Annotated in this window: 19 protein-coding genes and 4 tRNA genes; 13 read left to right on the forward strand and 10 right to left on the reverse strand. The window is 70.8% G+C overall.

Annotated elements, in window-relative coordinates:
* Positions 1 to 249 precede the first annotated feature (249 nt).
* Positions 250 to 1,410, reverse strand: a complete 1,161-nt coding sequence (locus FB465_RS19200) for a Glu/Leu/Phe/Val dehydrogenase dimerization domain-containing protein (RefSeq protein ID WP_145792260.1) — start codon at positions 1,408 to 1,410, stop codon at positions 250 to 252.
* 319 nt (positions 1,411 to 1,729) lie between these two features.
* On the opposite strand from FB465_RS19200, the gene FB465_RS19205 reads away from it, so the two are divergent.
* Complete coding sequence (locus FB465_RS19205; protein ID WP_484140825.1) at positions 1,730 to 2,614, forward strand: DUF8083 family protein; 885 nt, start codon at positions 1,730 to 1,732, stop codon at positions 2,612 to 2,614.
* Between the two features lie 511 nt (positions 2,615 to 3,125).
* A complete protein-coding gene (gene bldC, locus FB465_RS19210; RefSeq protein ID WP_014137253.1) occupies positions 3,126 to 3,332 on the forward strand; it encodes a developmental transcriptional regulator BldC in 207 nt (68 codons plus the stop codon).
* 339 nt (positions 3,333 to 3,671) lie between these two features.
* Here bldC and FB465_RS19215 read toward each other — a convergent pair.
* The 3 genes from FB465_RS19215 to FB465_RS19225 form a co-directional block, all read right to left on the reverse strand.
* Positions 3,672 to 3,745, reverse strand: a tRNA-Asp gene (locus tag FB465_RS19215).
* Between the two features lie 104 nt (positions 3,746 to 3,849).
* Positions 3,850 to 7,818, reverse strand: a complete 3,969-nt coding sequence (gene hrpA, locus FB465_RS19220) for an ATP-dependent RNA helicase HrpA (RefSeq protein ID WP_145792264.1) — start codon at positions 7,816 to 7,818, stop codon at positions 3,850 to 3,852.
* Positions 7,819 to 8,055: 237 nt separating this feature from the next.
* On the reverse strand, positions 8,056 to 9,189 hold the full coding sequence (locus FB465_RS19225; RefSeq protein WP_145792266.1) for an FAD-dependent oxidoreductase: 1,134 nt from the start codon (positions 9,187 to 9,189) through the stop codon (positions 8,056 to 8,058).
* Between the two features lie 106 nt (positions 9,190 to 9,295).
* Between FB465_RS19225 and FB465_RS19230 the strand changes: the two genes are divergently transcribed.
* The 6 genes from FB465_RS19230 to FB465_RS19255 all read left to right on the forward strand — a co-directional run bounded on the left by FB465_RS19230 (position 9,296) and on the right by FB465_RS19255 (position 14,347).
* Positions 9,296 to 9,874: a TetR/AcrR family transcriptional regulator gene (locus FB465_RS19230; protein ID WP_145792267.1), complete on the forward strand. Its 579-nt coding sequence runs from the start codon at positions 9,296 to 9,298 to the stop codon at positions 9,872 to 9,874.
* A gap of 1 nt (position 9,875) precedes the next feature.
* Positions 9,876 to 10,502, forward strand: a complete 627-nt coding sequence (locus tag FB465_RS37035) for a class I SAM-dependent methyltransferase (RefSeq protein WP_145792269.1) — start codon at positions 9,876 to 9,878, stop codon at positions 10,500 to 10,502.
* 110 nt (positions 10,503 to 10,612) lie between these two features.
* Positions 10,613 to 10,969, forward strand: a complete 357-nt coding sequence (locus FB465_RS19240) for a WXG100 family type VII secretion target (RefSeq protein WP_145792270.1) — start codon at positions 10,613 to 10,615, stop codon at positions 10,967 to 10,969.
* Positions 10,970 to 11,028: 59 nt separating this feature from the next.
* Positions 11,029 to 12,054 (forward strand): hypothetical protein, encoded by a 1,026-nt coding sequence (locus FB465_RS19245; RefSeq protein ID WP_145792272.1) that lies wholly within the window; start codon positions 11,029 to 11,031, stop codon positions 12,052 to 12,054.
* 243 nt (positions 12,055 to 12,297) lie between these two features.
* The gene (locus FB465_RS19250) at positions 12,298 to 13,134 is read left to right on the forward strand and encodes a sulfurtransferase (protein WP_145792274.1); all 837 of its coding nucleotides are present in this window, start codon (positions 12,298 to 12,300) and stop codon (positions 13,132 to 13,134) included.
* A gap of 175 nt (positions 13,135 to 13,309) precedes the next feature.
* Positions 13,310 to 14,347 (forward strand): glycosyltransferase family 2 protein, encoded by a 1,038-nt coding sequence (locus tag FB465_RS19255; protein ID WP_145792276.1) that lies wholly within the window; start codon positions 13,310 to 13,312, stop codon positions 14,345 to 14,347.
* A 59-nt stretch (positions 14,348 to 14,406) separates the two neighbouring features.
* Here the strand turns inward: FB465_RS19255 and FB465_RS19260 are convergent, their stop codons facing one another.
* The 6 genes from FB465_RS19260 to FB465_RS19285 form a co-directional block, all read right to left on the reverse strand.
* The gene (locus tag FB465_RS19260; protein WP_145792278.1) at positions 14,407 to 15,831 is read right to left on the reverse strand and encodes an RtcB family protein; all 1,425 of its coding nucleotides are present in this window, start codon (positions 15,829 to 15,831) and stop codon (positions 14,407 to 14,409) included.
* A 58-nt stretch (positions 15,832 to 15,889) separates the two neighbouring features.
* Positions 15,890 to 16,342: an archease gene (locus FB465_RS19265; protein WP_246192730.1), complete on the reverse strand. Its 453-nt coding sequence runs from the start codon at positions 16,340 to 16,342 to the stop codon at positions 15,890 to 15,892.
* A 156-nt stretch (positions 16,343 to 16,498) separates the two neighbouring features.
* Positions 16,499 to 16,572: transfer RNA gene (locus FB465_RS19270), tRNA-Phe, on the reverse strand.
* Positions 16,573 to 16,599: 27 nt separating this feature from the next.
* Positions 16,600 to 16,673 (reverse strand) — tRNA-Asp (locus FB465_RS19275).
* A 59-nt stretch (positions 16,674 to 16,732) separates the two neighbouring features.
* Positions 16,733 to 16,805 (reverse strand) — tRNA-Glu (locus FB465_RS19280).
* Positions 16,806 to 16,970: 165 nt separating this feature from the next.
* Positions 16,971 to 17,312, reverse strand: coding sequence for a metallopeptidase family protein (locus FB465_RS19285; RefSeq protein WP_145797445.1), 342 nt, complete (start codon positions 17,310 to 17,312; stop codon positions 16,971 to 16,973).
* Positions 17,313 to 17,382: 70 nt separating this feature from the next.
* On the opposite strand from FB465_RS19285, the gene crcB (FB465_RS19290) reads away from it, so the two are divergent.
* From crcB (FB465_RS19290) to FB465_RS19310, 5 genes are all read left to right on the forward strand, one after another.
* Positions 17,383 to 17,886 (forward strand): fluoride efflux transporter CrcB, encoded by a 504-nt coding sequence (gene crcB / locus FB465_RS19290; protein WP_145792282.1) that lies wholly within the window; start codon positions 17,383 to 17,385, stop codon positions 17,884 to 17,886.
* Positions 17,883 to 18,299, forward strand: coding sequence for a DUF190 domain-containing protein (locus FB465_RS19295; RefSeq protein WP_145792284.1), 417 nt, complete (start codon positions 17,883 to 17,885; stop codon positions 18,297 to 18,299). The genes crcB (FB465_RS19290) and FB465_RS19295 overlap by 4 nt, the downstream gene beginning before the upstream one ends.
* Positions 18,300 to 18,303: 4 nt before the next feature.
* Positions 18,304 to 18,678, forward strand: coding sequence for a fluoride efflux transporter CrcB (gene crcB / locus FB465_RS19300; RefSeq protein WP_145792285.1), 375 nt, complete (start codon positions 18,304 to 18,306; stop codon positions 18,676 to 18,678).
* 194 nt (positions 18,679 to 18,872) lie between these two features.
* Positions 18,873 to 19,427 carry a hypothetical protein gene (locus FB465_RS19305; protein WP_145792287.1) on the forward strand — a complete coding sequence of 185 codons (555 nt, stop codon included), beginning with the start codon at positions 18,873 to 18,875 and terminating at the stop codon, positions 19,425 to 19,427.
* Between the two features lie 192 nt (positions 19,428 to 19,619).
* Positions 19,620 to 21,962: a DEAD/DEAH box helicase gene (locus FB465_RS19310; protein WP_145792289.1), complete on the forward strand. Its 2,343-nt coding sequence runs from the start codon at positions 19,620 to 19,622 to the stop codon at positions 21,960 to 21,962.
* Positions 21,963 to 21,985 lie beyond the last annotated feature (23 nt).

Below are 21,985 nucleotides of genomic sequence, written 5' to 3' on the forward strand. Positions count from 1 at the left end.
CTGTCGCCCCCCGAAACCAGGTCTTTCCAGGTCACGAGAGGATTTTCGGGCTTTCGCAGGCTGTCCGTAGCCTGCCCTGGTCCGTCGTTCCGGCACCGATTATCCCCCGGCGGGGGGCTCAGGATCGCCCGATCGGGCTACCAAGTGAGAATCCGGTTCCACATTGTGATGCGAGGGGGGCGAGCGCCGCAGGGCGCTCGCCCCCCTCGCATCACTCGCCTCCGGGCGCGCCCTTCGGCTTGGGCAGGCTCAGCCCCGGCGGGCGCCCGGGAGCAGGATCGTGCGCAGAGCGCTGATCTCCCGCATCCGCTTCTCGGCGAGGCGGTCGGCCGCGACGGCCGGGGGAACGCCGTCGGCGGTGGCCCGGGTGAAGATCTCCAGGGTGGTGTCGAAGATCTTGGTGGCCTTGTTCTTGGCGCGCTCGAAGTTGAAGCCCTCGATCTCGTCCGCGACCTGGATCACGCCGCCGGAGTTCACCAGGTAGTCGGGCGCGTACAGGATGCCGCGGTCGGCCAGGTCCTTCTCGACGCCCGGGTGGGCCAGCTGGTTGTTGGCCGCGCCGCAGACCACCGAGGTGCCGGCCGCGCCGAGCGCACCCACCGTGTGGTCGTCCAGCGCGCCGCCCAGGGCGCAGGGGGCGTAGACGTCCAGCGAGGCCTGCAGCAGCGCGGCGGTGTCGGCCACCACCTCGACCTCGGGGTGGGCGGCCCGCACGCGGTTCACGGCCGCCTCGGAGACGTCCGTGATGACGACCGTGGCGCCGTCGGCGACCAGGTGGCTCACCAGGTAGTGGCCGACCTTGCCGACGCCCGCGACGCCGACCCGCTTGCCGCGCAGCGTGGGCTGGCCCCAGCGGGCCTGGGCGGAGGCGCGCATGCCCTGGAACACGCCGAAGGCGGTCAGGATCGAGGAGTCGCCGGCGCCGCCGTTCTCGGGCGAGCGGCCGGTCACGAACTCGGTCTCGCGTGCGATGACGTCCATGTCCTGGACGTAGGTGCCCACGTCGCAGGCGGTGATGTAGCGGCCGCGCAGCGACTCGACGAAGCGGCCGTAGGCGCGGAGCATCGCCTCGTTCTTGTCCTTGTTCGGGTCGCCGATGATGACGGCCTTGCCGCCGCCGAGGTCGAGCCCGGCGAGGGCGTTCTTGTAGCTCATGCCGCGCGACAGGCGCAGCGCGTCCTCCAGGGCCTCCTCCTCGGTGGCGTACTGGAAGAAGCGGGTACCGCCGAGGGCGGGGCCCAGCGCGGTGGAGTGGATGGCGATGATCGCCTTCAGGCCGGAGCTCCGGTCGTGGCAGAGCACCACCTGCTCGTGCCCGTCGCCGGGGACGCCGTCCTGCTCGGTGCGGAAGATCCTGCTCAGCACGCCGGGTGCGGGGTGCGTCGCGGACGCGGTCTGTACGTCGGTCACTGTGGTGACTCCAGTAACTCTGGCCCACTGCTGTGGTGTGGGCGCCTGATGGAAGCCTAGCCCCGGGGCAGGCCCCCGATCTGCCCCTCCGGGCAACGATCGAACGTCGGCTTCGGGGCTCCGTCGGCAGGTGGGCCACCGATCAGGCTCGGGCATCCCGGGGGCGCGGGGAACTGCGCGAGATCGGCGGGAAACCGCCCGCAGCCTCCCGCCTCGCGCAGTTCCCAGCACCCCCCGGGGGTTGGCCCGACGGCCCCTGACCGCCGGAGGCTTGCCGCCCTCTCCCGGTGGGCCGGTGCGTCGTGCGACGATGCAGAGCGTGACCGCCGTGCGCACTTCGGTGCTCCCGCCCTATGCCGCCCACCTGCGGGTCTACGAGCCACTGGCCGCCTACCCCGAGCCCGAGCGGGCCCGCTGGCAGGCGTACGCCGCCGCGCACGGCCCGGACGCCAGCGCCCCGGAGCAGACCGTCGCTCCGGCGGCGCTGGAGGAGCAGCGGGAGGCGCTGGCGGAGCTGCTCGGCCGGACGCCGCGGACGCTGCCCGAGCGGGAGAGCGAGCGGGCCTTCGTCCGGGTGGTCGACGGCGTGACGTACGTCTGCCCGTGGGCGACCCGGCTGCGCAGCTGGCAGGCGCTGGACGAGCTGCGTGTGTCGCTGCCGGTGGCGCTGCTGGACACGGTGCTGCCGCCGGCCGTACGGGCGGCGGCGCTGGCCGACCAGGAGCGCTGGCAGGCGGTGCACCCCGATGCCCGGCCGTGGATCCTGACCAGCCGGTGGGAGGTGCCGGTGCGCTGGTTCCTGCCCTTCGGGGCGGAGGACCGCTGCTTCGTCCCGGCCGGTCCCGAGGGCAGCCGGGTGCCGGCCGCGCTCTTCTACCTGACGCCGATGGCGCAGGCCCGGCGGCGGGTGGCGCGCGGCTTCCGGGTGCTGCGCGGGAGCGCGCCGACCGGGACGCTGGTGCAGGGCGTGGAAGAGGTGGGCCGCTGGCTGGAGGAGTTCCACCCGAGGTCGCTGGTGGAGCTCGACTACGGGGGTCTGGTGCACCTGCTCGGCCCCGAGCGGCTGGCAGCGGAGGACTCGGTCGAGGAGATCGAGGCCGGGATCGGAGCGCTCCGCTCCGGGGACGGGGTGGGTGCGGCCCCGGCGTACGAGGCGGTGACCGCGCGCTGGCGGAAGGTGTTCGCCCTGCGGAACGCCAGCTGACGGGCGATCAGTGCAGGTGGGGGCCGGTGTCAGTGGGATGCGTAAGGATGATCGGGTACTTCGGGCCAGAGCCGGGGACCAAGGTCCCGGTTCGGGTCAATACCCCTCGAACGTGACACTACTCACCGTTGACGCGAACTTACCCCTATGTGCAAAAATGGGACAACCAGCCCAAGTTCACTCAGGTGTGTCCACTTTTGGGTGGATCTGACGGTGGTGCGTACTTTGCGGGGAAACAAAGGGTCTGGTCCCCCCATAACCGATTGTCACCGTTTGATGACTGTCCGCTATGGGGCGGTCCATGGCCATCCGTCGCGCTTGAACCCGTCAGGGGTCAATTTTGGCGGTTTGGCCGATGGGGCTGGACGAATGGTGTAGTTGTAGACACCAGGACAAGCCGTTCGTCCTATAACCGACTCGGTCCGCCTATGCCATTTCGGGCATCGCGGGCCAAGGTGCAGAATTTGAAGGATAGAACCGCCCTGGTTCGGTTCTCCCGAGGAGGCCGCTCATGACCGCTCGTACCCCTGACGCTGAGCCCCTGCTGACGCCGGCAGAGGTCGCCACCATGTTCCGCGTGGACCCGAAGACGGTCACTCGCTGGGCCAAGGCGGGCAAGCTCACGTCCATCCGCACTCTCGGCGGCCACCGCCGGTACCGCGAGGCGGAGGTGCGCGCTCTGCTGGCCGGCATTCCGGCGCAGCGTACCGAGGCCTGAGGGCCTCGCTGAAGCTTTTCCAGAAGGGGCCGTATCCCTGACTCCGCCGGGTCGGGAGTGCGGCCCCTTCGGCGTGCCCGGAATCAATGATTCCTATTGGGGCTGGTGTGGGTGGGGGGAATTAGTGAGAAATGCATGTACAATTTTATATATTAAATTATGGCCCTCTGATGGGGCGTCCGGAGTGTCCGGTCTCAAGAAAAGATAAGTGACGACCATCACAGGATCGTTATCTTGTGGTCTAGACCTAGGGTGGGGTAGAAGCTGACGCCCACTCAGTGATGCGAAGGCAGACGAAAGAGGCCCGGAACCTGACGGCTCCGGGCCTCTCACCTACTGCGATCCCGACGGGACTTGAACCCGCGACCTCCACCTTGACAGGGTGGCGAGCTAACCAACTGCTCCACGGGACCAGAGTTTTACTTCTGATCTTCCTGTCCGCGTTGCGAACAAGACAGATCGTACTGCATGCCCGGCCCCAGGTCGAACTGGCTCGCACCACCGTGGGCCGGGCGGGTCACAGCGTGGCCGCCGCGGCCTCCATCGCCTTCAGGATGCGCTTCTCCGAGACGGGCGTCGGGGTGCCCAGCCCCTGGGCGAAGAAGCTCACCCGGAGCTCCTCGATCATCCAGCGGATCTGACGTACCGCCGCCGAGGGCTCCCGCCCGGCCGGCACCTTGGCCAGCAGCTCGCCGTACGCGTCCTGCACCTGCTGGATCTTCTGCAGCTGCTGGAGGTCGCGCTGGGGGTGGTTGGGCAGTGCCTCCAGGCGGCGGTCCACCGCGAGCAGATAGCGCTTCAGGTCGGGCAGCCGCTGCCAGCCGGTGTCGGTCACGAAGCCCGGGTGGACCAGGGACGCCAGGTGGAGGCGGATGTCGTTCACGGCGGTCAGCAGCACCGGGCTGCTGACCGTCCTGAGCCGGCTGGACGCCTTCTGGAAGGCGATCAGCGCCGTGGCCGTCTTCAGCGTGGTGTCCGCGGACAGCTCGTACAGGTCGGCCCGCACCTTGTCGTACAGCTTGGTGAAGGCGGCCTCGTCCCAGGCCGGGCCGCCGGCCAGGGTCATCAGCCGGTCGGTGGCGGCGGCGACGATGTCCTCGAACAACGCCGGGACGGAGCCGTGCGGGTTGTGCGAGAGGGCGAGCTTGGCCTGGTTGCCCAGGCGGTCCTGGATGGACTTGGCGGGCGAGTTGACGGCCAGCATCAGCAGGCGGCGGGTGCCCGCCCACATGGCCTGCTCCTGGGCCTCGGGGGTGTCGAAGAGCCGGATGGCCACCGAGTCCGTCTCGTCCACCAGCGCCGGGTAGGCCCGTAGGGAGTGCCCGCGCGAGCGCTGCTCGAAGGTGCGCTGCAGGACGGGCAGATCGGCCGGCCAGGAGGTCAGGCCGGTCCGCTCGATGCCCTGCCCGGAGGCGGCGGAGGAGAGGGTCTCCTTGAGCTTGGGCTTCAGCTTGAGCCGGAGGTCCTCCAGGTCCTTGGACTCGGCCAGCTTGCGCTTGCCGTCCACCACCCGGAAGGTCACCTTCAGGTGGTCGGGGACGCGCTCGTCGTCCCAGGCCTCCGGCGGGATGGTGACGGCCGTCATCCGCTTGAGGATGTGCTCCAGCGTCGGGAGCAGATGCTCCTGACGGTCCTTCACCTGACGCAGCGCCGCCTTGGCGAAGTCCGGTGCCGGGACGAAGTTGCGGCGGATCGCCTTGGGCAGCGCCCGGATGTACGCGGTGACCAGCTCGGCCCGCAGGCCGGGGATCTGCCAGTCGAAGCCCTCCGAGGTGACCTGGTTGAGCACGGGGAGCGGGATGTGGACGGTCACGCCGTCCGCGTCGCTGCCGGGCTCGAACTGGTAGGTGAGCTTGAAGCGCAGCTTGCCCTGCTGCCAGTAGTCCGGGTAGTCCGCCTCGGTGACGCCGTCCGCCGACTCGTTGATCAGCATCGACTTCTCGAAGCTCAGCAGATCCGGCTGCTCGTGCCGGGCCTTCTTCCACCAGGAGTCGAAGTGCCGGGTGGAGACGATCTCCTCCGGCAGGCGGCCGTCGTAGAAGTCGAAGAGCGTCTGGTCGTCCACCAGGATGTCGCGGCGGCGGGCCCGGTTCTCCAGCTCCTCGACCTCGCTGAGCAGCTTGCGGTTCTCCGCGAAGAACTTGTGGTGGGTCTCCCAGTCGCCCTCGACCAGGGCGTTGCGGATGAACAGCTCGCGGCACAGCTCGGGGTCGATCCGGCCGTAGTTGATCTTGCGCTGGGCGACGACCGGCATCCCGTAGAGGGTCACCTTCTCGTACGCCAGCACCGCGCCGGCCTTCTTCTCCCAGTGCGGCTCGCTGTACGTCTTCTTGATCAGGTGGCCGGCCAGCGGCTCGACCCACTCGGGCTCGATCTTGGCGTTGATCCGGGCCCAGAGCCGGGAGGTCTCCACCAGCTCGGCCGACATCACCCAGCGCGGGGGCTTCTTGAACAGCCCGCTGCCCGGGAAGACCGCGAAGCGGGCGCCGCGCGCGCCGCCGTACTCGCGCTTCTCCACGTCGTACAGGCCGATGTGCGAGAGCAGGCCGGCCAGCAGCGACTGGTGGATCCGGTCGGCGTCGGGCTCCGCGTCGGGATGGGGTTCCTCGATGGTCACGCCGAGCTGCTTGGCGACGGTGCGCAGCTGGGTGTAGATGTCCTGCCACTCGCGTATCCGCAGGTAGTTCAGGAACTCGGTCTTGCACATCCGGCGGAAGGCGGAGGAGGAGAGCTCCTTCTGCTGCTCCCTGACGTACCGCCACATGGCCAGGTAGGCGAGGAAGTCGGAGGTCTCGGAGTTGAAGCGGCGGTGCCGCTCGTCGGCGGCCTGGCGCTTCTCGGCGGGGCGCTCGCGCGGGTCCTGGATGGAGAGCGCGGCGGCGATCACCATCACGTCCCGGACGCAGCCGTTCTTGTCCGCCTCCAGGACCATCCGGGCCATCCGGGGGTCGACCGGGAGCTGGGCCAGCTTGCGGCCGAGCGGGGTCAGGCGCTTGCGGTGGTCCTTCTCGGCCGGGTCGAGGGCGCCCAGCTCGTGGAGCAGGCTGACGCCGTCCTTGATGTTGCGGGAGTCCGGCGGGTCGAGGAAGGGGAAGGCGGCGATGTCGCCGAGGCCGGCCGCCGTCATCTGGAGGATGACCGAGGCCAGGTTGGTGCGCAGGATCTCCGCGTCGGTGAACTCGGGACGGGAGAGGAAGTCCTCCTCCGAGTAGAGCCGGATGCAGATGCCGTCGGACGTACGGCCGCAGCGGCCCTTGCGCTGGTTGGCGCTGGCCTGGCTGATCGCCTCGATCGGCAGACGCTGCACCTTGGTGCGGTGGCTGTAGCGGGAGATGCGCGCCGTGCCCGGGTCGATCACGTACTTGATGCCGGGGACGGTGAGCGAAGTCTCCGCGACGTTGGTGGCCAGCACGATCCGGCGGCTGTTGGAACGCTGGAAGACCCGGTGCTGCTCGGCGGAGCTCAGCCGGGCGTACAGCGGGAGGACCTCGGTGAACTTCAGGTTGAGCTTGTTGAGGGCATCGGCGGTGTCGCGGATCTCGCGCTCGCCTGAGAGGAAGACCAGGATGTCGCCGGGGCCCTCGGCCTGCAGCTCCTGGGCGGCGTCGCAGATCGCCTGGACCTGGTCGCGGTCCCGGTCGAGGTCGGTGTCCTCCTCGTCGCCCTCGTCGATGATCGGGCGGTAGCGGACCTCGACCGGATAGGTACGGCCGGAGACCTCGATGATCGGGGCGTCGCCGAAGTGCTCGGCGAAGCGCTCCGGGTCGATCGTCGCGGAGGTGATCACGACCTTGAGGTCGGGACGACGCGGAAGCAGCTGCTTGACGTAGCCGAGGATGAAGTCGATGTTGAGGCTGCGCTCGTGCGCCTCGTCGATGATCAGGGTGTCGTACTGGCGCAGCTCGCGGTCGGTCTGGATCTCGGCCAGCAGGATGCCGTCCGTCATCAGCTTCACCAGGGTGTCCTGGCCGACCTGGTCGGTGAAGCGGACCTTCCAGCCGACCGCCTCGCCGAGCGGGGTCCGCAGCTCCTCGGCCACCCGGTCGGCCACCGTGCGGGCGGCGATCCGGCGCGGCTGGGTGTGGCCGATCAGGCCCTTGACCCCGCGCCCCAGCTCCAGGCAGATCTTCGGGATCTGGGTGGTCTTCCCGGAGCCCGTCTCACCGGCGACGATGACCACCTGGTGGTCCCGGATCGCGGCGAGGATGTCGTCCTTCTTCTGGCTGACCGGCAGCTCTTCCGGGTACCGGATCTCCGGGACGGCTTTGCGGCGCTGTTCGACCCGCAGCTCGGCCTTCTCGATCTCCGCGGCCAGCTCCTCGGCGATCTTCTGCCGGGCCTCGGGCGCCCGTACCCGTCGCGCACCGTCCAGCCGTCGGCCGATCCGCTGCTGGTCGCGCAGCGTGAGCTCGGGCAGGCGGGCGGCCAAGCCCCCGATGGCGGGCGCATCGGCGGACTGGGCTACGGGAGAACTCACTGCGGACATCCCTCTAGGTTCGCAAGGAGGCACGGGCTGGCGCACCTCGGTTTTCGAGCTCCTCCAGTGTCACAGACCGCGGCTCGGCGGCTCGAGCCAGTAGCTCAGGCAGCCGATCAGCCACAGCAGGGGCGCGGGGAACTGCGCGAAACGGAAGGCACCGGCCTGTGCCCTCCCGCTTCGCGCAGTTCACCGCGCCCCTGGGATGCCCCATCCTGATCGGGTGCCCACCTGGTGGCGAGCCGCTCAGCGGTAGTCCAGCTCGGCGAGCTCGGTGGCCAGCTTGCGGCGGAAGGCCGGGACGCGGCCGAGGACGGGGAGCACGGCGTTGCGCAGTGCCCGGGCGGGGCCGCTGCTCGCGGTGGCGATCCGGGTCATCCGGTCGGTGAAGGCGACCACCCGCCGGGCGACCGGCCTGCGGCGGGCCTCGTACCCGTCCAGCCGGCCGCTGATCAGCGCCTGGCCGAGCGCGTACGCGTCCTGGATGCCGGTGTTCATCCCCTGGCCGCCCGCCGGGCTGTGCACATGGGCGGCGTCCCCGGCGAGCAGCAGCCGGCCGGCCCGGTAGCGGTCGGCGACGCGGTGGTGGACCCGGAAGCGGGAGGACCAGACCAGCCCGCCGACCCGGGCCTGGCCGGGGGCCCGCTCGTCCAGCAGGCGCTGGACGAAGGCGAGGTCGGGCTCGGCCGGGGCCTCGTCCACGGTGGCGACGATCCGGTAGCGGCCGCCGGGCAGCGGCGCGACGACGGTGAGCCCGGCGGCGGCGAAGGTGAGGGAGACCTCCTGCGGGCCCGGTGCCCAGTCCATGGTGACGTCGGCGAGCACGAAGGACTGGCCGTACGAGCTGCCGGTGAAGCCGATCCCGGCGGCCTCGCGGACGACGCTGTGCATGCCGTCGGCCCCGACCGCGTACGCCGCGCGCAGCTGGTCGCCGGTGTGCATGGTGAGGACGACCCCGTCCTCGTCCTGCTCGACGCCGGCGACCTCGTACGGGCGGGTCACGTCGCCGCCGAGCGCCCGCAGGCGGGCGAGCAGCACGGCCTCGGTCTCGTACTGGGGGACCAGCAGGGTGTAGGGGTACGCGGTCGGCAGGCCGTCGAACGGGAGGGTGAGCAGGCGCCGGTTGCCGTCGCGGACGCTGAACCGGGTGAGCTTCAGCCCGCGCCCGATCAGGTCCTGCGCCGCCCCGAGCTCGGCGAGCACCTCCAGCGTGCGGGCGTGCACCACTGCGGCGCGGGAGGTGTTGGCCCCCTCGGCGAGGCGGTCCAGCAGGACGAAGTCGATGCCGGCCTCGGCCAGGGTGATCGCGAGGGTGAGGCCGGTGGGGCCCGCGCCGATGATGGCGACCCTGGTGTCGGTGGGAAACGCGGTGCTGCTCATGGGGGAGCCTCCTTCTGCCGTGCCAACGGTTGTTGGCCAACGCCTGTTGACATGGTGCGCCGGGCTGGAGTGGAAAGTCAACAGGTGTTGGCCTACAGTTGTTGGCATGACTGAGAGCGCCTCCGCCAAGCGATCCGACCTCACCCGCGCGGCCATCCTCAGGGCCGCCCGCGACCGCTTCGCCACCCAGGGGTACGAGCGCACCACCATCCGGGCCGTCGCCGGGGACGCGGGCATCGACCCGTCGATGGTCATGCGCTACTTCGGGAGCAAGGAGCAGCTCTTCGACGCCGCCCTCGCCATCGACCTGCGGATGCCGGATCTGACGGCCGTCCGTTCCGAGGACCTGCCGGGCGCCCTGGTGCGCCACTTCCTCGACCGCTGGGAGAGCGCCCCGGCCGACGACGCCCTGCTCGTCCTGCTCCGCTCCGCCGTCACCAACGAGCGGGCCGCCCAGCGCATGCACGAGATCTTCGCCGCCCAGGTCGCCCCGGCTCTGGCCGCCGCCCTCGGCCACGGCACCGCCGCCCGCTGCGCCGGCCTGGTCGCCGCCCAGCTCCTCGGCCTCGCCCTGACCCGGTACCTGCTGCGCCTGCCCGCCGTCACCGCCCTCACCCCGGACGAGATCGCCACCACCCTCGTCCCGGCCATCCGGGCGACTCTCTCGGCACCGGCCCCGGCCTAGGCTGCTCCTACCGCAGACCGACGGAGGGGATCAGGATGACGGGCGAGTTCGACGCGCACGAGCGGCGGCCCGTGCGCCGAAGGCCGATGTACGGCTCGCGGTGCTGCCCGAGCTGCCGTTCGCCGATGCGTCCTTCGACGCGGTGGTGGCCAACTTCGTGGTCAACCACGTCGAGGATCCGGTCGCCGCGCTCGCCGAGCTGCGCCGGGTGACCAGGCCCGGCGGGCGGATCGCCGCGTCGATCTGGTCGAGCGCCTCCAACGGCGCGATGGAGCTCTTCAACCGGGCCATCGACGCGGCGGGTGTCGAGCGTCCCGTCTTCCCGGCCGTACCCGTTGCCTTCGACCGCAGCCCGGACGGCTTCGCGGGCTTGCTGGCCCGGGCCGGCTGGTCGGGTGCGGTGGGGCGGGAGCTGAGCTGGACGCACCGGGCGCACCCGGAGGACTGGTGGGCCGGCCCGGCCGGTGGCGTGGCCAACGTCGGGCTGGTGGTCGCCGGCCAGACCGCCGGAGCGGCGGCCGTGATCAAGCAGCACTACGACCGGCTGGCGGCAGGAGAGTTGGCGGAGGACGGCAGGCTCGCGGTACCGGCGACGGCCGTGCTGGCCCTGGCGCGCACCGAGCCGTAGTCGGCTGTAGCAGTCCTGGGACGGGGGTAGGACTCCCCAGTGGGTAGCAGGTCGGCTAGCCTTTTGACGGATTATCAGTCTGTCATTTTCGGAGTCACGGGGGAGCGGACATGAACTTCTTTGGCGAGGCATGGGACGACGTCAAGGGTGCGGCGGGCGCGGTCGCGAAGGTCGGCAAGGACATCATCATGGCCCCGGCCGAGATCGCCCACTGGGCCCTCGCCGAGATGTTCGGCGGCGGTGAGGAAGAACTCCACAAGATTGCCGCCGAGCTCGAGGCGCTGGGCAAGCAGATGGACGAACTGAGCAAGGAGATCAACTCCGCGCTCGGCCACCTGACCTGGCACGGGCCGGCCGCCGACGCCTTCATCAACCACGCCCACGGGCGCGTGCGCGAGCTCTCCGGTGTGGCCGACGAGCTCGGAGGACTCGGCAAGTCGGTCGAGCGGCTCGCCAACGTCTACTGATCCGGACGCCGCCACAAGGAATTCATTCGCACTCGGACAGCAAGGGGGTATCGAGCCGTATGGGCAGCGACAAGTTCGGCGTCCAGATGCAGGAGCTCGCCAAGATCCAGAAGGACTGGCACTCCGTCAGCGAACGCATGAACGAGATGAGCAAGAAGCTCGGCCAGATCGAGGAGACCATCGCGAAGGCGGTCGCGGTCGACCTGGCGTCGAGCCAGCTGGCCGGCATTCCCGGTTTCGGGATCGCCTTCGAGGTCCTCAAGGACGCCAAGGACATTGCCGCGCGGGCGAGCCATCTGGCCGCGACCAAGGAGAAGCTCACCAAGGAGATCGCTCAGGACGCCCAGAAGATCAAGGCGGTGATGAGCGAGTACGAGGCGATCGAGCACAAGATCGAGCAAGAGCTGAAGAAGCACGACAAGAAGCACGAGAAGCCCAAGTCGCCCGGCGGCAACGGCAGCACCCGGATCGACGGCGGCGCCAAGGGCGGCTCGAAGGGCGGCGGGCACCACGAGCAGCCCAAGTCCCCGGGCGAGCACGACGGCGGCGGCGACCTCAAGGACCACAGCACCGGCGACTGGAAGACCCACACCGACAGCCGCGGCTGGGACGGCTGGTCCACCAGCGGGAAGCGGCACCCGAGGAACGGCGAGGGCAAGGGCGTCGAGGCCCGGCCCAACATGGACGGCCTCTCGGCCGAGCGCAAGGGCATCCTCGACCGCGCGCTGGACCGGGCCGAACACAAGCTCGGCTACAGCCAGTCCTCCGTCACCAACGGCTACCGCGTCGACTGCTCGGGCCTGGTCTCGGCCGCGTGGGGGCTCAAGGGCCCGGGCCTGAACACCTGGGGCCTGATGGAGCCCAGCGTCTCGCACCAGATCGGCAAGAGCGACCTCAAGCCGGGCGACGCGATGATCTCCGGCGAGCACACGGTCATCTTCGGCGGCTGGGCCGATGCCGCACACACCCGGTACATCGCGATCGAGGACAGCGGCTCCCAGGGCTGCGTCTCGCACGTCATCCCGTACCCCTACTACCCGGGCTCCGGCCCGTACCACCCGTACCGCAGGAACGGCGTGGAGTAGCACCTCGGCACGGCGGGGCTCGTCCGGCGGGTCATTGATCCGGTGCGGAGCCCCGCCATGGAACTGCCGTGCCGTCCGGAGGTCCGGACGGCACGGCAGTTGCTGCAACCAGGTCGTGGCCGACGGTTGGAGATCGTCTGTCCGGCGGTGAAGTTGACTGCCTTACCGTTCGTCGAACGCCCGTCGGAGCGCAGGTCGCGGAGGGGCCTCGAGATGTGATCGTTCAGACGGAGACGATGCGCGATGAGTTCACTGCCCTTTCCGGGCTCCCTGGTGACGGTCGAGTGGCTGGCGGAGTGGCTGGGTCATCCTGATCTGGTGGTGCTCGATGCCGGGGTGGGTGCGTATCGGGGTGCGGAGGTGCGGATCCCGGGGGCGCGGCCGTTCGACATCGACGGAGTGATGTCGGATCAGTCGAGTGCGGTGCCGCACACGATGCCCGGCGCGGAGCGGTTCGCCGAGGAGATGCGTGCGCTCGGGGTGGGTGAGGGGAGTGTCGTCGTGGTCTACGACGGTGCGGGGATCTACTCCAGTGCTCGCGCGTGGTGGATGTTGCGGGCGATGGGTTTCGACCGGGTGGGGGTGCTGGACGGAGGGATGCCGGCCTGGGTTGCCGCCGGGCTGCCCCGGGAGCCTGCCGGGGCGGCGGTCCTGCCGGTCGGCGACTTCGTGTCGAGGCCGCGCGACGGGCTGATCGTGGACAGCGCCGTCGTGGCGACGGCGCTGTCGGACGGGGCCTCGGCGGTGCTCGACGCCCGCTCGCGTGAGCGGTTCGCGGGGCAGGTGGCGGAGCCCCGGCCGGGGCTCCGGGGCGGGCACATGCCGGGGGCGGTGAACCTGCCGTTCACCGATCTGCAGGTGGGCGGCCGCATGCGTTCTGCGGACGAGCTGCGGGCCCTGATCTCCGGCGTGGCCGGAGAGCGGGAGCGGCTGGTGTTCAGCTGCGGCTCGGGGGTCACGGCGTGCGTCCTGGCGCTGGGGGCCGAGCTGGCCGGGTACCGGGACCTCGCGGTGTACGACGGGTCGTGGAGCGAGTGGGGGCTCCCGTCCGACCTGCCCGTGGTGACGGCAGCGGAGTGACCGCGCCCTGACCGCACGGCGTACGGACCGGGCACCCGAGCAGTTCCGAGCCGGAACTTCAGCGACACCCGGTGTTTCCCCGACGGCCGGATCCGGCCTGCACACTTGTGCCCGGTCACTCCCGGCGACCATCCCAGGCCGGTCGTACGCCCCTGAGCGAAAGGCTGCGCAGCCGATGGCCCCCCGCCTCTCCGTCGTCGTCCCGATCTACAACGTCGAGCGCTATCTCGAGGAGTGCCTCGACTCGATCGCCGCCCAGACCTTCGGTGACTTCGAGTGCGTCATGGTCGACGACGGCTCGACCGACACCAGCGCGGTCATCGCCAAGGAGTACGCCGCCAAGGACTCCCGGTTCCGGCTGGTCCAGCAGGAGAACAAGGGCCTCGGCGCCGCCCGCAACACCGGCCGACGGCACTTCGACGAGGACACCGAGTACCTGGCCTTCGTGGACAGCGACGACACCCTGCCGCCGAACGCGTACGAGCTGATGATCGGAACCCTGGACGAGACCGGCTCGGACTTCGCCGCCGGCAACGCGCTGCGCTTCCGCGCGACCGGGTACTACCAGTCCCACGCCCACAGCAAGCCGTTCAAGGAGACCAAGCTCAAGACCCATGTGACCGAGATCCCGTCGCTGGTCACCGACCGCACCGCCTGGAACAAGGTCTACCGCCGCAGCTTCTTCGACCGGGCCGGCATCCTCTACCCCGAGGGCATCCTCTACGAGGACGCCCCGGTCAGCGTGCCGCACCACTACCTTGCCGCCAGCGTGGACGTCCTCTCCGAGCCGATCTACCACTGGCGCGTGCGCGAGGACGGCGAGGTGTCGATCACGCAGCGGAAGACCGACCCCAGGGGCCTGATCGACCGCGTCCGCTCGATGGAACTGGTCCGCGAGTGGCTGCTCGCCCGCCCCGAGCCGGAATTCCGCGAGTACCTGCGCTCGTACGACGAGAACAGCCTCGTCGAGGAGATCCCGATGTTCTTCTGGTCGGTGCCGGACGGCGACCAGGCGTTCCGCGAGGCCTACCAGCAGCACGTCAGCCGACTGCTCCGCGCCATCGGCCCCGAGCAGATCGGCCGGCTGCGCGCCCAACTGCGACTCAAGTACCACCTGACGCTGGCGAACCGGATGAACGCGTTCGTCGCCCTGCAGCACCTTCACCGCCTCTACCGGCGCCGACCCCGTCTGCGCCCCCGCCGAGCGGCATAAGGCGCTCGGCGCCCAGTAAGCGAGTGGCACGGCCACGCCGACACACCGGCGAGCACAGGTCAGCCCTTGAGGACTCCGATGGGGACGAGCCGCACGACGAGCCGCCCCAGGTTGTTGTGCGCGGTGGCCGTGACGACGGCGTCCACGTCCTTGTACGCCTCGGGGGCTTCCTCCTTCACACTGCGCCAGGAGGTCGGCCGTACTGCGACCCCCGCGAGCGCGAGTTCTGTCCGCAGGCCCCCGGTGGTGACCTCGCGAAGGGCCCGGTGGCGGCTCCACACCCGGCCGGCGCCGTGGCAGCTGGAGTCGAAGGCCTCGTTGCCGGTGACCCCGGTGAGGACATAGGAGGCGGTGCCCATGGTGCCCGGGACGAATACCGGCTGGCCGACCGCGACGAGGTCGGGTGGGAGATCGGGATGGCCCGGGGGCAGCGCCCGGGTGGCTCCCTTGCGGTGCACGCACAGGACCTTGCGTGCTCCGTCCACCTCCCGGGTCTCCAGCTTGGCGACGTTGTGGGAGACGTCGTAGACCAGATCCAGACCGGCGCCTGCCAGCTCGCCGAAGACCCGGCGGGCCTCGTCTCCCAGCAGCTGCCGGTTGGCCCTGGCGTAGTTGGCCGCCGCGGCCATCGCCCCGAGGTATGCCCGGCCCTCGTGTGAGTGGACCGGCACACATGCGAGCTGCTTGTCGGGGAGCGAGATCCCGTACCGGTGCATCACCTCGCCCATGGCCCGGACGTGGTCGCTGCAGATCTGGTGGCCCAGGCCGCGCGAGCCGCAGTGGATCATCACGCACACCTGGCCGGCGTGGAGGCCGAATGCCTGCGCGCAGGACTCGTCGTACACCTTCTCCACCACCTGGATCTCCAGGAAGTGGTTGGCCGACCCGACGCTGCCCACCTGTGCCCCGCCGCGCTCGAGGGCGCGTTCACTGACCTGCGTGGGGTCGGCGTCGTCCACCGCCCCGTAGTCCTCGCACCGCTGCAGATCACGGGGGACGCCATGGCCGCGTTCCACGGCATAGCGCGCGCCGTGCCGCAGCACCTCGTGCAACTCCCGTCGGCCTCCGGGGCGCCAGAGCGCACCCCGGCCCAGGCCCCGTGGGATCAGGTGGTCCAGCCGGTCCATCAGCTCCGGCAGGTGGGGCATCAGGGAGCGGCGGTCCACCGTGGCGCCGAGCAGTCGCACGCCGCAGGAGATGTCGAAACCGACGCCTCCCGGGGAGACCACCCCGCCGGCATCGACATCGGTGGCCGCGACACCGCCGATCGGGAACCCGTACCCCCAGTGGATGTCCGGCATGGCGAACGAGGCGCGGACGATTCCGGGCAGGGTGGCCACATTGGCCACCTGCTCCAACGACTTGTCCCCGGCGTCGAGCGGCAGCAGCTCGCGTGGGGCGAACACGGTTCCGGGTACCCGCATGTCTCCGGTCCGCTCGATGCGGAACCGCCACGGGCTCTCCTCGATCAGCCGGACGTCCATGGTGCGGACCTCCTTCCGGCGTCAGCGCTTCGCGCGTCTGGGCCTCCATCGGCGGGTGTCATACGTCAAGCGTCACTCCGCAGACCCATCCGTGCGGTCCGGGAACCAGCCGGAGTCCGTGCAGCGACACCGCCTTGGGCACCGCACCGACCTGCTCGGCGGTCGTGCTCTCGACCATCGTGAATCGCACGAGCGCGCCGCCGACGGTGGGTGTCACCACGACCTCGATCGGGAGTTCACCCATCGCCTCCATGCGGTAGACGACCTCCTCCAGCACCGCGACGAGCAGCTGCTCCCCGGTCTCGGCCGTCAGAGCGCACTCCCGGGTGGTGGTGACGGGCTCCTCGGGACTCGGCGCGAATTCGGCGAAGCTGCCGACCATGCCGCGTACCGCCTCGGCGACGCACTCCTCACGGGTCGGAGCCCACGCCTCGATCGTCAGATCGGCGGTGTGCGGAACGCTGCGATGGCCGGAGGACGGCTGCTGGTCATGGTCCTGCTGCACGGTCACCAGTCTTCTCCAGATCCGGCGATATCGCTCCGGCGGTACCGGCCCGATGACGGCGGGGCCGGCGGCCTGAGCCGTTGGTGTACCGGTTGGCATACCGGGCACGCAAAAGCCCCCGGCGAGTGATCTCGCCGGGGGCTTTTTGCTGTTCAGCAGCTGTGGCCAGGGCCGGGGTCGAACCGGCGACCTTCCGCTTTTCAGGCGGACGCTCGTACCAACTGAGCTACCTGGCCGTACTGCACCGTCTCTTGCGAGACGAGCGATCCTGACGGGACTTGAACCCGCGACCTCCACCTTGACAGGGTGGCGAGCTAACCAACTGCTCCACAGGACCTCATGCGGATCTCATCCGCCTCAGTGTCTTGCGACGCTGACTTTACTACGGTACTGCCGTGCCCCCAACGGGATTCGAACCCGTGCTACCGCCTTGAAAGGGCGACGTCCTGGGCCACTAGACGATGAGGGCTTGCGGCCCGCCCGGCTGGCTTTCAGCGGTCGGGGACGTGAGAAGCATATGGGATGCCGGACGGGAACGCCAAAACGGTTTCATCCATGCGAGGCGGGCCGTATGCGGGCCCCATGCCCGGCCCGTTCCCGGCCCGGCAGGACGGCCCCGCCGCCCGGGCGGGTCTCAGGACCAGCCGAGCTCGTGCAGCTCGTGGTCGTCGAAGCCGAAGTGGTGGGCCACCTCGTGGATCACCGTGGTCCGGACCTCCTCGACGATCTGCTCCTGGCTGTCGCACAGCCGCAGGGTCGGCCCCATGTAGATGATGATCCGGTCGGGCAGCACGCCGGCGTACCACTCGCCGCGCTCGGTGAGCGGTGTGCCCTCGTACAGGCCCAGCAGCTCCGGGTCGGACGGGTCCGGCTCGTCCTCGACGAAGATCGCGACGTTGTCCATCATGGCCGCGAGCTGCGGGGGGATCTGGTCGAGGGCATCGGCGACCAGCGTCTCGAACTCGTCCCGGGTCATGTCCACCGACTCATTGTCGGGTGCGGGGTGACGCTGTGCCAGGTGATCGACGCTGGTGATTCACTGGAGTGTGCGATCGGAACGGACAGAGCAGGCCGGGCGGGCGGCAGCGCCGGGGCGGGCGAGCATCGGACGCGGTCAGGGCCCGGCGGTGGCCGTGGTCGCGCTCGGCGGTGTGCTCGGGGCCTCGGCCCGGTACGGAGCGGGGCTGCTCTGGCCCACCGGGCCGACCGCCTTCCCGTGGACCACGCTGGTGGTGAACGTGGTGGGCTGCGCGGTGATCGGCGTCTTCCTGGTGGTGATCACCGAGGCCGTTGCGCCGCACCCGCTGCTGCGGCCGTTCTTCGGCACGGGCGTACTGGGCGGGTTCACCACCTTCTCCACGTACGCGGTGGACGTGCGGCGGCTGGTCGACCACGGCTACGCCGCGCGCGGCCTGGGGTACCTGGCCGCGACCCTGCTGGCCGCGCTGACGGCGGTCTGGGCGGCGGCGGCGCTGACCCGGCGCGTACTGCTGGCCCTACGAGCCCGGCACGTCCGGCGCACCGGGCACGGCGATCGGAGGACGGCATGACCAGGCCGACGGGCAGCGCGCTGCGGCTGACGGTCTTCGTCGGGGAGAACGACACCTGGCACCACCGGCCGCTCTACAGCGAGATCGTGCACCGCGCCCACGCCGCGGGCCTGGCCGGGGCCAGCGTCTTCCGGGGGATCGAGGGCTTCGGCGGCTCCTCGCTGGTCCACACCGCGCGGCTGCTCTCGCTCAGCGAGGACCTGCCGGTGGCCGTGGTGATCGTGGACACCGCCGAGCGTGTCCGGGCCTTCCTGCCGCAGCTGGACGAGCTGCTGGGAGCGGACGGCGAGGGCGGCAAGGGCGGCGAGGGGCTGGCGATCCTCGACGAGTGCGAGGTCGTCCTCCCCCGGCCCCCGGCCCCCGGCCCCCGGCCCCCGGCCGACGGCGGTCCCCGCGCGGACCGGGACCGGTGACCCGGTGAACTGGCTGCTTGTCATGGCCGGGGCCGCAGTCGGCGCCCCGCTGCGGTATCTGACGGACCGTGCGGTGCAGGCCCGGCACGACACGGTCTTCCCGTGGGGCACCTTCACGGTGAATGCGGCCGGCTGTCTGGTGCTCGGTCTGGTGACCGGAGCGGTGACGGCCGGGGCGGCCTCCTCGCAGGTCCAGCTGCTGCTCGGCACCGGTCTCTGCGGGGCGCTGACCACGTACTCGACCTTCTCGTACGAGACGCTGCGGCTGGCCGAGGGCGGTGCCCGCTTCCTGGCCGCCGCGAACGTGCTGGGGAGCGTGCTGGCCGGCCTCGGCGCCGTCTGGGCGGGGACGGCGCTGGCGCAGGCCCTGTGGGGGTGAGGGGGCGGCCCGGCGTCCGGCCCGGCGAGGGCTGATTGGCGTACCGCCCGTGTCCGGGGAGCCCGGTGCGCGTTGGGCACCGAAAGCAGCCGTACGCCGCGAAGGCCGCGCGTGCGGTGAGCGCGGTCAGCGTGGCGTGCCGGTGGCCGCGGTGGTCGGCCGGTGCGGGGCGGGCAGGAGAGGTTGCGCGGGTGATGGCAGTGCGTACGGGTCCTTCGGCACGGATGAGCGTGCGGGTGGCCGGCGGGGTCGTGATGGCCCTGGCCGGGATGGGGATGGCGGGGTGCATGTCGGTCGGGGCTGCCTCCTCGGACCAGCAGGGCGGCGCCCAACCGGTCGGCCAGAGCGGTGTGATCGGCAAGACCGGCGGCAGCGGACAGGGATCCGCGCGCCCCGGGGGCGGGCAGCGCGGGGAGCACACGGGGGGCGCGACGGGTCAGGCCTCGGTCGGCGCCGCCTCGGCCGCCCCCGGAGCCGCGAGCCCCGGCACGACCCCGCCCGCGACCGGCGGTCTGACCGGCGCGGGCCCCGGCGGGTCCGCCGGTTCGCCGAGCGGCAGCCCGGCCGCACACCCGTCCGGGTCGCAGGGCGGCACCTCCGGCGGGCCGGCCGCCAGCCCCTCGGCCTCCGCCGAAACCTCCCCCAGTGCGACGCCCACCACACCGCCCCCGTCGGCCTCGCCGGCCCCGGACCCCTCGCCCAGCAGCTCCGGATCAGCAGCCCCTACCGAAGGCTCGACCGGACATTAGTGGCCTGGCCAGCGCATTTGCCTTTGATCCTGAGGTTGCTCTATGGTGGGAGATCGTTCGTTTGATCCATTTGATTGGCGCCCTCATCCCCTTGGCGCCCTTGGCGCGTTCCGGCGATCCGTGGCTGACCGCATAGAGGCGGTTGTAACAGAACCCCGGACTTAGGCGCGTGCCACTTCCGGAAGGTTTTGAATGTCTCTCGTTGACGACGACCGCTTTGCCATGCCCGCGAGCGGTTCGGACGCCGATGTCCAGCTGACCGATGCCGTCGAGACCGTCGAGGTCGAGACGACTGAGGTCGACTCCCCCGAGGTCGAGGCCGCCGAGGTCGAGGCCGCCGAGCCCACCGTCACGTTCGGTGACCTGGGCCTGCACGACGACGTCGTGCGTGCCCTCGCCAAGCGCGGCGTCACCACCCCGTTCCCGATCCAGGCCGCGACCATCCCGGACGCCCTGGCCGGCAAGGACGTGCTGGGCCGCGGCCGTACCGGCTCCGGCAAGACCCTGAGCTTCGGCCTCCCGCTGCTGACCCGCCTGGCGGGCGGCGAGCGCACCAAGCCCAAGCACCCCCGCGGTCTGATCCTGGTCCCGACCCGCGAGCTGGCCATGCAGGTCGCCGACGCCCTGGAGCCCTTCGGCTCGGTGCTCGGCCTCAAGCTCAAGGTCGTCTGCGGTGGCACCTCGATGTCCAACCAGATCTACGCGCTGGAGCGCGGTGTCGACATCCTCGTTGCCACCCCCGGCCGTCTGCGTGACCTGATCAACCGTGGCAGCGCCAAGCTCGCCGAGGTCCAGACCGTGGTGCTCGACGAGGCCGACCAGATGGCCGACATGGGCTTCCTGCCCGAGGTCACCGAGATCCTCGACCAGGTGCCGGTCGGCGGCCAGCGCCTGCTGTTCTCCGCCACCCTGGAGAACGAGATCGACAGCCTGGTCAAGCGCTACCTGAAGAACCCGGTCACCCACGAGGTCGACCCGTCGGCGGGTGCGGTCACCACCATGACCCACCACATCCTCGTGGTGAAGCCCAAGGACAAGGCGCCGATCACCAACGCGATCGCCGCCCGCAAGGGCCGCACGATCATCTTCGTCCGCACCCAGATGGGCGCCGACCGAGTGGCCGAGCAGCTCATCGAGGCCGGCGTGAAGGCCGACGCGCTGCACGGCGGTATGACCCAGGGCGCCCGTACCCGGGTGCTCGGCGACTTCAAGGACGGCTACGTCAACGTCGTCGTCGCGACCGACGTCGCCGCGCGTGGCATCCACGTGGACGGCATCGACCTGGTCCTGAACGTCGACCCGGCCGGTGACCACAAGGACTACCTGCACCGCTCCGGTCGTACGGCTCGCGCCGGCCGCTCCGGTGCCGTCGTCACCCTGGTGCTGCCGCACCAGCGCCGCGGCGTCTTCCGCCTGATGGAGGACGCGGGCGTGGACGCCTCGCGCCACATCCTCGACCACGCCTTCGACCCCGAGGTCGCCAAGATCACCGGCGCCCGCTCGCTGATCGAGGTCCAGGCCGAGAGCGCGTCCGGCATCGCCGGCGCCGCCGAGCGCGAGGTCGCCGAGATGACCCGCCAGCTGGAGCGCGCGCAGCGTCGCGCCAACGAGCTCCGCGAGGAGGCCGACCGCCTGGCGGCGCGTGCCGCCCGCGAGCGGGCCGAGCTGGGCATCGAGGACGAGGAGCCGGCCGAGGCTTCCGCTGACGACGCGTCGGCTCCCGCCTCGACCACGGCTTCGGCTGACGACGCGGCCGAGGCTGCTGCACCGGCTGCGGTCGACGCGGAGCGCGCTCCGTCCTACCGCGAGGCGCGCACCGAGCGTCCCTCGTACGGCGACCGCGACCGTGACTCGCGTGGTGGCGGCTTCAACCGCGACCGTGACCGTGACCGGCCGTCCTTCGGGCGTGACCGTGATGACCGTGGCGGCCGTTCCTTCGGTGGTGGCGACCGTGACAACCGTGGTGGCGGCTTCCGCCGTGACGACCGGCCGTCGGGTGGCTTCAACCGTGATGACCGTGGCGGCCGTTCCTTCGGCGGTGGCGACCGTGACAACCGCGGCGGCGGCTTCCGCCGTGACGACCGGCCGTCGGGTGGCTTCAACCGTGATGACCGCGGTGGCCGTTCCTTCGGCGGTGGCGACCGTGACAACCGTGGTGGCGGCTTCCGCCGTGACGACCGGCCGTCGGGTGGCTTCAACCGTGATGACCGCGGTGGCCGTCCCTTCGGTGGCGGCGACCGTGACAACCGCGGCGGCGGCAGCTTCAACCGTGACCGCGACGACCGTGGCAGCCGCTCGTTCGGCGACCGCCCGGCCCGTTCCTTCGGTGACCGTCCGGCCTTCGGCGACCGCGACCGCAGCGCCGGCAGCAGCCGTCCGTTCGCCCGCCGTGACGACCACCGCTCCGGGGGCCGTCCGCAGAGCGGTGGCTTCAACCGCGATGACCGCGGTGGCCGTTCCTTCGGTGGCGGCGACCGTGACAACCGCGGCGGCAGCTTCAACGGTGGCGACCGCAAGCCCCGCTGGAAGAACTGACGCTCAGTAGCACCTGACGGGCC

Origin of the sequence: Kitasatospora atroaurantiaca (genome assembly GCF_007828955.1) — a bacterium.
In the GTDB taxonomy this organism is placed as follows: Bacteria; Actinomycetota; Actinomycetes; order Streptomycetales; family Streptomycetaceae; genus Kitasatospora; species Kitasatospora atroaurantiaca.